The sequence below is a fragment of the Pantoea sp. B9002 genome, from assembly GCF_013385945.1.
Lineage (GTDB): Bacteria > Pseudomonadota > Gammaproteobacteria > Enterobacterales > Enterobacteriaceae > Pantoea.
In genome coordinates this window covers 61,621-74,153 of record NZ_JACAPA010000034.1, presented here as the reverse complement: position 1 = coordinate 74,153, position 12,533 = coordinate 61,621, and the positions used below count along the sequence as shown (strand labels likewise).

General features: G+C 52.7%; 11 protein-coding genes. 6 read left to right on the top strand and 5 right to left on the bottom strand.

What is annotated here, in order from left to right; translation table 11 throughout:
* Window positions 1-9: 9 nt before the first annotated feature.
* Window positions 10-1,464, top strand: coding sequence for a PTS fructose transporter subunit IIC (locus HX773_RS16985; RefSeq protein ID WP_176972501.1), 1,455 nt, complete (start codon window positions 10-12; stop codon window positions 1,462-1,464).
* Window positions 1,427-2,287, top strand: a complete 861-nt coding sequence (locus HX773_RS16980; protein ID WP_176972500.1) for a ketose-bisphosphate aldolase — start codon at window positions 1,427-1,429, stop codon at window positions 2,285-2,287. Before HX773_RS16985 ends, HX773_RS16980 begins: the two co-directional genes overlap by 38 nt.
* Window positions 2,288-2,343: 56 nt before the next feature.
* Here HX773_RS16980 and HX773_RS16975 read toward each other — a convergent pair whose 3' ends face one another.
* From HX773_RS16975 to mqo, 3 genes are all read right to left on the bottom strand, one after another.
* Window positions 2,344-3,063, bottom strand: a complete 720-nt coding sequence (locus HX773_RS16975; RefSeq protein WP_176972499.1) for a dienelactone hydrolase family protein — start codon at window positions 3,061-3,063, stop codon at window positions 2,344-2,346.
* A gap of 196 nt (window positions 3,064-3,259) precedes the next feature.
* On the bottom strand, window positions 3,260-3,649 hold the full coding sequence (locus HX773_RS16970) for a thioesterase family protein (protein ID WP_176972498.1): 390 nt from the start codon (window positions 3,647-3,649) through the stop codon (window positions 3,260-3,262).
* Between the two features lie 174 nt (window positions 3,650-3,823).
* The gene (gene mqo, locus HX773_RS16965) at window positions 3,824-5,470 is read right to left on the bottom strand and encodes a malate dehydrogenase (quinone) (RefSeq protein WP_110866851.1); all 1,647 of its coding nucleotides are present in this window, start codon (window positions 5,468-5,470) and stop codon (window positions 3,824-3,826) included.
* A gap of 457 nt (window positions 5,471-5,927) precedes the next feature.
* Between mqo and leuC the strand changes: the two genes are divergently transcribed.
* The 4 genes from leuC to HX773_RS16945 are packed head-to-tail and all read left to right on the top strand — an operon-like array spanning window position 5,928 to window position 9,891.
* A complete protein-coding gene (gene leuC, locus HX773_RS16960; protein ID WP_176972497.1) occupies window positions 5,928-7,349 on the top strand; it encodes a 3-isopropylmalate dehydratase large subunit in 1,422 nt (473 codons plus the stop codon).
* A 1-nt stretch (window position 7,350) separates the two neighbouring features.
* Window positions 7,351-7,986, top strand: coding sequence for a 3-isopropylmalate dehydratase small subunit (leuD, locus tag HX773_RS16955; protein ID WP_176972496.1), 636 nt, complete (start codon window positions 7,351-7,353; stop codon window positions 7,984-7,986).
* Window positions 7,983-8,897 (top strand): alpha/beta fold hydrolase, encoded by a 915-nt coding sequence (locus tag HX773_RS16950; protein ID WP_176972495.1) that lies wholly within the window; start codon window positions 7,983-7,985, stop codon window positions 8,895-8,897. Before leuD ends, HX773_RS16950 begins: the two co-directional genes overlap by 4 nt.
* A gap of 31 nt (window positions 8,898-8,928) precedes the next feature.
* A complete protein-coding gene (locus tag HX773_RS16945) occupies window positions 8,929-9,891 on the top strand; it encodes a LysR substrate-binding domain-containing protein (protein ID WP_176972494.1) in 963 nt (320 codons plus the stop codon).
* Window positions 9,892-9,915: 24 nt separating this feature from the next.
* On the opposite strand, the gene HX773_RS16940 is transcribed toward HX773_RS16945, so the two are convergent.
* Complete coding sequence (locus tag HX773_RS16940; RefSeq protein WP_176972493.1) at window positions 9,916-10,221, bottom strand: DUF1471 domain-containing protein; 306 nt, start codon at window positions 10,219-10,221, stop codon at window positions 9,916-9,918.
* A gap of 350 nt (window positions 10,222-10,571) precedes the next feature.
* Window positions 10,572-12,440 carry a low affinity potassium transporter Kup gene (gene kup, locus HX773_RS16935; RefSeq protein WP_176972492.1) on the bottom strand — a complete coding sequence of 623 codons (1,869 nt, stop codon included), beginning with the start codon at window positions 12,438-12,440 and terminating at the stop codon, window positions 10,572-10,574.
* Window positions 12,441-12,533 lie beyond the last annotated feature (93 nt).

Genomic DNA, 12,533 nt, shown 5'->3' with positions numbered 1-12,533 from the left:
GAGTTTATAATGAAACTGATCGCTATTACCGCCTGTCCGACAGGCGTCGCCCACACTTACATTGCAGAAGCGAATCTGAAAAAAAGTGCAGCGAAGATGGGCATCGATATTGTGGTTGAAACCCACGGCGCGGTGGAGAGTGAATATCACTTCACTCAGGATGATATTAGCCAGGCGGATGCCGTATTAATCGCTGCGGATAAAGTCATCGATCTCCGCCGATTTAAAGGAAAACGCATCTTCAAAGTGCCGGTGGCGCGTGCAGCGAAAGACGCCAGCGGATTATTAAGCAATATTATGAGCGGCGCGCTCAAACCGGAGATAAGCAGCAACAGTGAAACGTTAAACAGAGAGGAACACGACACGCAGGCCAGCGGAAAATCCACCTTGTCGCAGCTCTATATTCATCTCATCACTGGCGTGAATCTGATGATTCCATTTGTGATAGCCGGAGGCATATTAATTGCCCTCAGCTTTTCCTTTGGTATTACTGCCGCGACGCCGGGCGATGCGAATTTCAGTCCGATTGCAAAAATGTTGTCTGATATCGGCGGCGGAGCGGCCTTTGCCTTGATGTTGCCGATACTTTCGCTTGGCATCAGTAAATCGATCAGCGGCAATCTGGGTATTGTATCTGGCGCGGTTGGCGGCATGCTTGCGGTTCATACCGGTGCCGGTTTCCTCGGCGCGCTGTTTGCCGGCTTCCTCGCCGGATATATCACGCTGTTGGTGGTGAAATATATCCAGCTGCCCAAGGCGATTGCGGGTTTAAAACCCATTTTGATTGTGCCCCTGCTGACGGTGTTATTAACCGGCGCGTTAATGATCTTAGTTATCGGCCAGCCCATCAGAATGTTGCTGGAAGCATTAACCTCTTTCCTGCAAAGCATGGGCAATATGAATGCCGCCATTATGGGGCTGATGATTGGCGTCATGGTCGCCTTTGATATGGGCGGACCATTAAATAAAACCGTATGTATGTTCGCCATCGGATTAATGTCCACCGGGATTTATGAACCTATTGCGGCCTGTATGGCAGCTGGCATGGTTCCACCGTTAGGTATTGCACTGGCTACCACCTTCTTTGGCCGCAAGTTCACTGCACAAGAACGCGAAACCGGCAAAGTCACCTATGTATTAGGGCTGTCATTTATCACCGAAGGCGCAATTCCCTATGCGGTTTCCGATCCGCTACGTGTCATTCCCGCAATTTGTGCCGGTTCAGGTTTGGCGGGTGCGCTCTCCATGGCGCTAGGTTGCGCATCACGCGCACCGCACGGCGGCGTATTTGTGCTGTTTATTCCCAATGTGATTACACATGTGCTGGCTTATCTGTTTGCCATCGCGGCGGGTGCGGTATTCACCGCGGTGATCCTGCGATTTATTAAGAAAGACGTAAATGAAACCCTTACCGAAGGAGTGAATGATGTTAATCAACATGAAGAATCTTTTGAGCGTGGCTAAGAATAATAAGTTTGGCGTTGGCGCTTTTAATATCGCCTCCGCTGAGTTTGCTCGCCTGGTGATAGAAGTGGCAGAAGAACTTAACTCTCCGGTTATTTTGGAAGTGCATCCGGTGGAACATGATTTCGTTGGTGACGCGTTTATTGTTTATCTGCGTGAATTAGGTGCCAAAGCCAGTGTGCCGGTGGTGATTCATCAGGATCACGGTCAATCGCTGGAGCATAATATTAAGGCCATTCAAACCGGCTACACCTCGGTAATGATTGATGCGTCCTTACTGCCATTTGAAGAGAATATTGCGCTGACGCGTAAAATGACGGAAATCGCCCACGCTGCGGATGTGTCGGTGGAAGCGGAATTAGGCACCATTGGCGTAGCGGAAGGGAGCGCGGAGGGCGGGCACAGCGAAATCCTCTTTACCGATCCCGTTCAGGCGGAACGTTTTGTTAAAGAGACCGGCGTCGATACCTTAGCGGTGGCGATTGGTACATCGCACGGATTATATCCGGCCGGTAAACAACCGAAACTGGATATTCCACGTTTGAAAGAGATTGCTGCGCGAGTGGATATTCCGCTGGTACTGCATGGTGGCTCCGGAAATAAAGACAGCGAAGTGGCCGAAGCTATTCAACATGGCGTCAGTAAAATCAATATTTCCAGCGATATGAAGAAAGCCTTTTTTGTCATGCTGGAAGATGAGATTAAGCGCGGTGGGCATGAGCCGAGTGAATTGTTCCTGAAACCGATTGCCGCTGCCAAAGAGGTGGTCGCGCACAAGATGCGGTTGTTCTCATCAGTGGGTAAAGCCGAACTTTATGCCTGAGTTGGTTGGGACATAAAGCTATTCTGCGCGGGATAAATATCCCGCGCATTTCATGATTAAAACACTTCGTCCAGCAACTGATACATACGCTTGAACGCACGTTTGGTTACTTGCGGATGATACTGTGCAACGCCTTCGTTATTGGCTTTCGGATCGGTGAAGGAGTGCACCGCACCGGCAAAGCTCGCTATCTGCCAATCCACGCCTTTGCTGTTCATCTCACTGGCGAATGCGGCCAGCTGTTCACGTGGCACCAACGGATCGGCGGCGCCATCCAGCACCAGCAGCGAGGCGTTGATGGTGTTGCCCGCATAAGCGCCGGTGGTATCCAGCGTGCCGTGGAAAGAGACGGCGGCTTTGATATCCGCACCGCTGCGCGCTAACTCGAGGGCGCAGTGTCCACCGAAGCAGAAACCGATTGCCGCTACATTTGCGGTGTCGACCACCGCGAGAGTTTGCGTGCGCAGTGCCGCCAGCGCTGCCTGCATGCGTTGCACTTCGGCAGGTTTATCTTTCACCGCCATCATCATCGCGCCAGCTTCATCGCCGGATGTTGGACGTTGCCCCTGACCGTACAAATCCGCCACCAGCACCACATAACCGTTGGCGGCAATGGTTTTGGCCTGCGCAACCGCATCCTCAGTGGCACCCATCCAGTTTGGCGCTACCAAAATGCCCGGCTGCGGTGCGTGATGATCTGCAGCGAAAACTAAATATCCTTCGAAACTGTCGTTGCCAACCTGATAAGAAAGGGAAGAAGCGGTGATGTTGCTCATTTATTCGACTCGTTGGTTATCAATTGAGGAAATTGAAGACGTTACAGACAATTGGCATTTAAGCAACGGGTTGCTAAATGAACCGCATAAAATGTTTATTTCGCCCAGCGGTCGCCATGAATGGCGACCCTACAAATATTTCAAAATAACCGTAGGGTCGCCATTCATGGCGACCAACACCAACACCAAAACCGCATCACGCTTCCGCTAACGCATTCACCACTGCATCAGGCATGGAAGGACGTCCATTTTGCAGGCAGGTTGCAACAAAAGTGGCATCGGCATAAACCACGCCATTGACCAGAATCTGCTGCACAAAATTGACGCGATTACGCTTCTCATTCTTCGCCAGCACGCAGGTCACTTCAACTTTGTCACCTTTCACCAGGCTCTTACGAAAGCGCAGCGAATACTCCAGCACCATGTAAATTTTGCCCTGTTTAAACTCTTCTTCAATATCGATACCCAAGGCTTCACGCATGTAAGCGTGGCGCGTCCACTCCATATAAAACGGATAATAGAGGCCATCGACCACGCCCTGAAAATCGATATGCTTTTCATCAACCTCATACTGCTTTGCAAACATTTTATATCCTTATCTGAGAGTTAGCTGAAGAAGGGGAGTTATACCACTTGCTTAAGGTGCGGGTAAACGCGTCATACATCTGCGGTAACAATTGTCACGCAAGTAAACTAATTCTGCAGATTAAGGCATAAAAAAAGCCGGACATTGTCCGGCTTGGTTCACTTCTGGCGGGAATTACAGCGCCATATCCTGTTTGCCTGATTCGGTACGCGGTTTAGCCTGCGTTGGCGCAACAGTCTGGTCACCCATGTTGATGACCGGCGGCTTGGTCAACAGCAGCGTGGCTGCGGTGTTATCCCAAACTTGCTGCGTCAGCGCGGTGTTGCCGTTCAGCTTTTGGCCGAAGCTTGGCACGATAGCGCGGATCTTCTGCTGCCACTCTGGCGAAGCGAACTGCTCTGGGAACAGCTTCTTCATCACGTCGAGCGTAATAGGTGCAGCAGTCGATGCGCCGGGAGATGCGCCCAGCAATGCCGCCAGGGTTTTCTGCTGATCGGTCACGATTTCGGTACCCAGTTTCAGCAAGCCACCTTTTTCGGCATCTTTCTTGATGATCTGCACACGTTGACCCGCCTGAATCAGTTTCCAGTCTTCCTTACGTGCGTTCGGATAGTACTCTTTCAGCGCAGCGAAACGGTCGTCGTCATTCAGCATCACCTGACCAATCAGGTATTTCACAAGATCGAAGTTGTCGATGCCGACATGCGTCATCGGCATGATGTTGCTGGTGGTGGTCGCGCTCAGCAGATCGAACAGCGAACCGTTTTTCAGGTATTTGGTGGAGAAGGTGGCGAAAGGTCCAAACAGCACCACTTTCTTACCGTCGAGGGTACGTGAATCGATGTGTGGAACTGACATTGGTGGCGCACCGACAGAAGCCTGACCGTACACTTTTTCCAGGTGACGGTTAGCGATCTCTGGGTTCTCGGTCATCAGGAACGAACCGCCGACCGGGAAGCCGCCGTAGTTGTCCGCTTCCGGAATGCCAGTTTTCTGCAGCAGCTTGATCGCGCCGCCGCCTGCACCTATAAACACGTATTTCGCATCAACTGAACGCTTATCGCCGCTCTTCACATCTTTGATGGTGACGTGCCACGAGTTGTCGCCGTTACGCTTGAAATCAGTGACTTCAGACGAAGTTTCCAGCTTGAAGTTCTGATCTTTCTTCAGGCTACCGATCAGCTGACGGGTGATTTCACCGTAGTTAACATCGGTGCCGACTGGCGTCCAGGTTGCCGCGACTTTCTGATTCGGGTCACGACCTTCCATCACCAGCGGTGCCCATTGCTGGATCTGCTGATGATCGGTAGAGAATTTCATGCCCTGGAACAGGGTGGTTTTCTGCAGCGCATCGTAACGCTTGGTCAGGTACTCGACGTTTTTGTCGCCCCAGACGAAGCTCATGTGCGGCGTAGAGTTAATGAAGGAGTGCGGATCGTGCAACACACCGCGCTGCACCTGCGACGTCCAGAACTGACGCGAAATCATGAAGGATTCGTTGATTTCCAGCGCTTTGCTAACGTCGATTGAACCGTCTGCACGCTCAGGCGTGTAGTTCAGCTCCATGTTAGCAGAGTGACCCGTACCGGCGTTGTTCCAGCCGTTGGACGATTCCAGCGCGACGCCGTCCAGCTTCTCAACCATCAGCTGTTTCCAGCCCGGTTGCAGCTCTTGCAGCCAGGTGCCGAGCGAGGCGCTCATGATGCCGCCGCCAATCAGCAGCACGTCAGTTTTTTCTGGTGCGTCTTCAGCGCGTACCGCAGAAGAGACAAGCAGCGCTGCCAGCGATAGGGCAGACACGATCTTTTTGGTGTGAGTCATTCCAGTCCTACTTATTATGCAATGCAGGTGAACGTTAAAAATTCGGTTTGCACATTAAGAGATTGTTACGAAATGATTAACTTGTTTTTAGTTAATAAAGTATTGGTGTTAATTAATTAACTTACGAAACAGAAAATAGCGTGAAATATAGGCAGAAGAGGAAATAAGTCGGGGATAAACCGCTTAAGCTGCGCGGTTATTCTTTATATCGGGAGACGCGACTTAGGTCAAATGAAACACCTGCTATTTTACGCACATTCCGTAGCGGCGCGATTCATCGCGCAATAAATTGCGCCGCTACAATGCGTGCGCGATATTTTCGTCATTTATGGCGACCGATTCACCTGATGCACATTTCATAAAACATCACTTCACGGAGCGTGTTCATTCCCCGCGCACAAACTGGTTTACCCTAACGTCACTAATGACTTGTTTTACTTTTCGCGTGGGCAACGGCATGGCTAACAAAACACTGTATGAAAAACTGATCGATCAGCATGTGGTTCGTAAGTTAGATGATGAAGGGCATGTGCTGCTCTATATCGATCGCTCGATTCTGAATGAGTACACCAGCCCGCAGGCGTTTAGCGGCCTGCGCGATCACCAGCGTCCGGTGCGCAATCCGGGCACCATTTTGCTCAATGTCGATCACGTTAACCCGACGCGACCCGAGCGTGATGAGGCGATGACCGATGCGGGCGGGCAGTTACAGGTCGATTACTTCCGCCAGAACGCCGCGCATTTTGGCATCGAACTGTTCGATGTGCTGGACCCGCGTCAGGGCATCGAACACGTGGTAGCACATGAACAAGGTTTGGTGATGCCCGGCATGGTAATTGCCGCAGGCGACAGCCATACCACCACTTACGGCGCGTTTGGCGCGCTCGGTTTCGGTATCGGCACCTCGGAAATCGAGCATCTGCTGGCGACGCAAACCCTGATTTATCGCACGCTGAAAACCATGCTGGTCACGGTCAGCGGCGAGCTGCCGTTTGGGTGTTCGGCGAAGGACATCATCATGGCGCTGATCGAGCAGATCGGCGCATCAGGCGCGACCGGATTTGCCATTGAATTTGCCGGTGTTGCCATCGAAGCGCTGAGCATGGAAGGGCGCATGACGCTCTGCAACATGGCGGTGGAAGCCGGTGCGCGCGGTGCGATTATCGCGCCGGATGAAAAAGTGTTTGCCTATATCGCCGGCAAACCGCAAATGCCGACCGGCGATCTGTGGCAGCAGGCCGTTGCGGAGTGGCGCGATTTACGCAGCGATGCGGACGCGCGCTTCGATAGCCGTATCGCCATCGATTGCAGCGATCTCGAACCGAAAGTGACCTGGGGAATCAGCCCGGATCAAGCCAGCGCCATCACCGGCCGCGTGCCCGATCCGGCGCAGGAAAAAGATGCGGTGAAACAGCTGACGCTGCGTAGCGCGCTGAAATATATGGGGCTCGAACCCGGCACGCCGTTAGCGGAGATCGCCATCACGCATGCCTTTATTGGTTCCTGCACCAACGGCCGCATTGAGGATCTGCGCGCTGCCGCCGCCATTATCGACGGACACAAAATCGCGCCGCACGTACGCGGCATTATCGTGCCGGGATCGACGCAGGTGCGTCAGCAGGCAGAAGCGGAAGGTTTAGCCACGATTTTCGTCAACGCCGGTTTCGAATGGCGTCAATCGGGCTGCTCGATGTGCCTGGCGATGAACGAAGATGTGTTAGCGCCCGGCGATCGCTGTGCGTCCGGCACCAACCGCAATTTCCCTGGCCGCCAGGGCGCGGGTGCGCGCACGCACTTAATGAGCCCGGCGATGGTCGCCGCCGCCGCGATTGCCGGTCATCTGGTCGATGTCCGCAAATTCATGACTGCAGAGGTTTAAGATGGAAGCATTTAACAACATTACTGGCACGCTCGCGCCATTACCGGCGGCCAATATTGATACCGATGTGATCATGCCGAAGCAGTTTCTCAAAGGTATCGATCGTAAAGATTTGGACCGCGGTGTGTTCTTCGACCTGCGCTTCCTGCCCGACGGCCGCCCAAATCCCGATTTCATTCTTAATCAAGCCGGTTGGGAAAACGCCGCCTTCTTGCTGGTGGGCGCCAATTTCGGTTGTGGATCCAGCCGTGAACATGCGGTTTGGGGACTTAATCAGCTTGGTATCCGCGCCATTATCGGCACCAGTTTTGCCGGCATCTTCGACGACAACTGCCAGCGCAATGGCGTTTTGACGCTGACGTTAAGCGAAGAGGATTATCAGCGCCTGAGCGCGGTAGCGAACGATGCCGCCAGTAATCGCATTACGGTGTCGCTGGAACAACAGGCGATCCTCTTCAATAATCAACGCATTGCCTTTTCGGTCAGTGCATTGAAACGCGAGATGTTATTGGGCGGCGGCAGCGCGGTGGACTGGACGTTACAGTACGAATCCGATATCACCCAGTTTGAAGCGCAGCATTTTGCCCAGCGTCCGTGGCTAAAACGCGATCAAATCCAACAGGATGCACAAGCATGAGTGAGATTACGCCACGCGGTGATTCACCCTTTATCAGCGGCTTTACGCTAAGCGATGTGCGTCTGGCGAACGGCGTGACGCTGCGCGTCGCCATCGGCGGCGAAGGTCCGCCACTGCTGATGCTGCACGGACATCCGCAAAATCATCTGGCGTGGCGCAAAATTGCGCCGCAGCTGGCGCAGAAGTATCGCGTGATCCTGCCGGATCTGCGCGGTTACGGCGACAGCGACAAGCCACCGAGTGATGAAACGCATCGCGCTTACTCGAAACGGGTGATGGCGCAGGATATCAGCCTGTTAATCGAGGCGTTGGGTTTAGAGCGCGTGGCGTTTGTCGGCCACGATCGCGGTGCGCGCGTGGGCCATCGGCTCGCGCTTGATCACCCGGAAAAACTCTCCGGCTGTGTGTTTGTTGATATTGCGCCGACCGCAACCATGTACGCGTTAACCAACAAAGTGTTTGCCACGCGCTATTTCTGGTGGTTCTTCCTGATTCAACCTTATCCATTACCTGAAACCATGATCGGCCACGATCCGGCGTTATTCCTGCGTAAACACATTGATGGGCAATTAAAAACGCCGGGTGCCACCGAAGAGCTTATATTCAACGATTACCTGCGCTGTTATCAAAACAAAGAGATGATTCACGCGGTGTGCGAGGATTATCGCGCCGCGGCGACGATTGATCTAGACGATGATGCGCAAGACAGCGATAAACGTATTGAATCACCGCTGCTGCTGTTATGGGGAGAAAAGGGCACGGTTGGCCAGTTATATAACGTGGTGGAAACCTGGCAGGATAAAGCGCGACATATTCAAGGCAACGCACTACCTTGCGGTCATTCACCGCATGAGGAAGTGCCCGAACTGTTTTTAAGCCAGCTTCAGCCCTTCCTGGATTCTGTGTTATAACCGGCTAAATTTCTCTAACGCTGTGATGGTTATGAAGATACTGCTTGCCGGGAAAAGTTATCAGAAGCCGCTTGAGGGTTGGCCGTCGGTCGAAGATCTGTATGTATTTATCAGCGTGGCGCGCTATGAAGGTTTTGGCCGCGCCGCGATTGAACTCGGCCAGTCGCCATCCTATATCAGCAAGCGTATCGCCATCCTCGAAAAGCAGCTGGAAACCCGGCTATTTTTCCGCACCAACCGCGTAATGCGCCTGACGCCAGAAGGCGAAAAGGCGCTGGAAGGCGCGCTGCAAGTGGTGCACGAAATGGATTCTTTCCTGAATAACTTCCAGCAGTGGCGCGGCGAATTAACCGGCGATCTCACCGTGGCCTGCTCATTTGGTTTTGGTCAGGATTATTTGTCCGATGCGATTGCCGAATTTATGACGCGCCATCCGTCACTGAATATCAAACTGATGCTCAGCGATCGCGATATTGATTTATTGCAATCAGGCACTGACGTGGATATTCGGGTGGGCGATGATGTGAATCACTCCTACATAGCCAGAAAATTAGCCGCCAATCGGCGTATTCTTTGTGCCTCCGCAGATTATTTAGCCCGGTCGCGTCCGCTGGAGACGCTGGATGATTTAATCGATCACAGCTGCCTTATTATTAATGAAAATAACAACACCTTTGGCCATTGGACGTTAACCGATGGCGAAAATAAAATAGTTTGTCGCCTGAATAGCCATTACTCATCGAATAGCGGAAAAGTGATTCTGAACTGGGCCTTAAAGTCGCACGGCATTGCGTTGCGTTCTGCCTGGGATGTGGCGCCGTATTTAAGCGAAAACCAATTGGTGCACGTTTTACCGCAATGGTATCAGGAAGCGAATGTCTGGGCGGTTTACACCCAACGCGCTTCTGAATCGCCGCGCATTAAAGTGTTTATTGATTTTCTCGCCGACTACTTTGCAGAAAAAAGCCTGCCAATGATGAAGGGCAGGCTGTAAATTCAAGCAGAACGAAGATAGACATTAGCCATAGGCCACTTTGCTATTAATGTGATAAAGAGTCGCTTTTGCAGCCATGACGTGTTGACCATCGTGCGCCGGTTCGTGAGATTCCACTTCGGTGATGTGATAACCCACCGCACCGGCAGCAACGGCTTTCTGCACAAAGGCGTCATTCAGTTCTTCCATTGAGGTCGCCCAGCTTACCGAAGTAAATCCTACCGGATGAATCGATGAGAGTTCGCGATGGGTTAAATCGCCGCGAATTAAAACCGGTTTAACAGATTGCGGTGTGAAAATAGATATTACGTCATTAATTAATTGTTTCATGGCGATACTCCTCGCAAATAATAGCTGAGCCAATGGTCGCAGCTACGAATCTTTCAATTGTTGATAATGCGCTTAAACCCTAAATGTTCACGACGGTTGATGATTGCCGGTGAAGTTAATAAACACCTTTTCAAGTTAAGCGTTTTAGCTTTAATTGCTAATTAGATGTTAAGAAATATTCAGCCACAACTCATTCAAACTTACGCGATTGTTTTTGCATCTGGTTACATTTAGTGTGTTAACCCTAACAGTCGACAGGATGTTGAATATAACGCCTGATCCGTAGCGGCGCGATTTATCGCGCAATGAATTGCGCCGCTACAATACCTGCGTTTTATGTCATCGGCAGATTAAAACTCGCGCTGCCCGCCCAGCTCGATGACCCGATTCGGCGGGATATTAAATTGCTCATGTGCGCGCTGCGCATTGCGCTGGCAGAAATGGAAAATACCGCCTTTAACCCGCATTAAACCTTTTCTCTTCTTCATCACCAGCGTGTCGTGCGAGGTGAAGAACGAGGCTTCATTGACGGTACAACCCAATCCTTCCAGCCCACAAAGATGCAGGATCTCCGCCATTGACGGCGTTTCGCGCCAGCCGTAAGCGGCGGTCACTTGCCAGAACGACGGCGACAGCTGTGTGATGCTCAGACGTTTCTGGTTGTAGACGCGCGGGATATCGGTGGTGCGGATATGCAGCAGCACCACACGGTTATGCAGCACGCGGTTGTGTTTCAGGTTATGCAGCAGCGCCTGCGGAATCTCATGCTCTTTACGGGAGAGGAAGATTGCGGTGCCAGGCACACGGCTTGGCGGATTGGTTTCCAGCGATCGCACCAGCGCCTGCAGGCTCTCAGGATCGTTATTCAACTTGCGGATCAGCCGATTACGCTCGCTGCTCCAAATCAGCATCAATCCCATCATGCTCAGCGCCAGCAGCACCGGCACCCAACCGCCTGAAAGCAGTTTCATCAGGTTGGCGCTAAACAACGGCACATCAATGCTTAACATACACAGCAGGAAAACCAGCGCCACCGGCAGCGGCCACTTCCAGTTACGCAGCGCTACCACGCCCGCCAGACAAGCGGTAATCACCATGGTGCCGGTCACCACAATGCCGTACGCCGAAGAGAGCGCCGAAGATTGACGGAACGCCAGCACAATCACCGTCACCGCGACAAACAGCAGCCAGTTCACCACCGGAATATAGATCTGACCGGATTCAGTGTGCGAGGTGAAGATGATGCGCATCGGCGGCAGGAATCCCTGACGGATCGCCTGATGTGTCAGCGTATACACGCCGGTAATCACCGACTGCGCGGCGATCACTGTTGCCAGCGTTGACAGCACAATCAGTGGAATCTGTCCCCAACCCGGCGCGAGATTAAAGAACGGGTTATTGATGGCCTGCGCATCGGCAATCACCAGCGCGCCCTGACCAAAGTAGTTGAGCACCAGCGCGGGCATGGCGATCACCAGCCAGGCCATGCGAATCGGTGCTTTACCCAGATGTCCCATATCGGCGTAGAGCGCTTCCGCGCCGGTCACGGCCAGCACCACCATGCCCAGCGCGGCAAACGACAGCGCTTTGTGGCTGAGCAGGAACGTCAGCGCATAAGAGGGATTCAGCGCGTAAAGCACCTCAGGATTGAGCAGAATGCCGCGAATGCCTAACAGGGCAATCGACACAAACCAGACAAACATCACCGGGCCGAACACCTTACTGACCTTTTCGGTGCCGTGTTTTTGAATCATAAACAGCAGCGTAAGAATCGCCACCGCCAGCGGCACCACATATTTATCCAGCTCCGGTGACACCACTTCGATACCTTCGATCGCCGACAGCACCGAAATCGCCGGCGTGATCACGCCATCGCCATAGAAGAACGCGCCGCCAATCAAGCCCGCTAATACAATGATGTGCGACGCTTTCGGCCCGACATGCTGGCGTGCCAGTGACATCAGCGTTAACACGCCGCCTTCGCCATCATGATCGGCGCGCATCACGAAGCAGACGTATTTTAGCGTCACGATCAGCGTCAACGCCCAGAAAATCAGCGACAAAAATCCCATCACCGCGGTGGTGGAGATCGCGCCGTTAGGCAAAATGGAGAGGCACTCTTTAAGGGTATAAAGCGGGCTGGTGCCGATATCCCCAAACACGATCCCTGCGGCCGCCAACATGCCAGCGGGCAAGGACTGTTTTTCACTTTGACTCATAGATTTCCTGTGGTTTATCAGGTTTGAGGCTAATGAGGGCGAACATACCTGTTTGCGACCAAAGCGAACAGTGGCAGGCGAATTTACGTACAG

What these genes read in the sequence shown, in the direction of transcription:
- HX773_RS16970 (WP_176972498.1), bottom strand. Translation starts at nt 3,649, where the DNA reads ATGTTTGCAAAGCAGTATGAGGTTGATGAAAAGCATATCGATTTTCAG.
- HX773_RS16980 (WP_176972500.1), top strand. Translation starts at nt 1,427, where the DNA reads ATGTTAATCAACATGAAGAATCTTTTGAGCGTGGCTAAGAATAATAAG.
- kup (WP_176972492.1), bottom strand. Translation starts at nt 12,440, where the DNA reads ATGAGTCAAAGTGAAAAACAGTCCTTGCCCGCTGGCATGTTGGCGGCC.
- HX773_RS16975 (WP_176972499.1), bottom strand. Translation starts at nt 3,063, where the DNA reads ATGAGCAACATCACCGCTTCTTCCCTTTCTTATCAGGTTGGCAACGAC.
- HX773_RS16985 (WP_176972501.1), top strand. Translation starts at nt 10, where the DNA reads ATGAAACTGATCGCTATTACCGCCTGTCCGACAGGCGTCGCCCACACT.
- HX773_RS16945 (WP_176972494.1), top strand. Translation starts at nt 8,929, where the DNA reads ATGAAGATACTGCTTGCCGGGAAAAGTTATCAGAAGCCGCTTGAGGGT.
- leuC (WP_176972497.1), top strand. Translation starts at nt 5,928, where the DNA reads ATGGCTAACAAAACACTGTATGAAAAACTGATCGATCAGCATGTGGTT.
- mqo (WP_110866851.1), bottom strand. Translation starts at nt 5,470, where the DNA reads ATGACTCACACCAAAAAGATCGTGTCTGCCCTATCGCTGGCAGCGCTG.
- leuD (WP_176972496.1), top strand. Translation starts at nt 7,351, where the DNA reads ATGGAAGCATTTAACAACATTACTGGCACGCTCGCGCCATTACCGGCG.
- HX773_RS16950 (WP_176972495.1), top strand. Translation starts at nt 7,983, where the DNA reads ATGAGTGAGATTACGCCACGCGGTGATTCACCCTTTATCAGCGGCTTT.
- HX773_RS16940 (WP_176972493.1), bottom strand. Translation starts at nt 10,221, where the DNA reads ATGAAACAATTAATTAATGACGTAATATCTATTTTCACACCGCAATCT.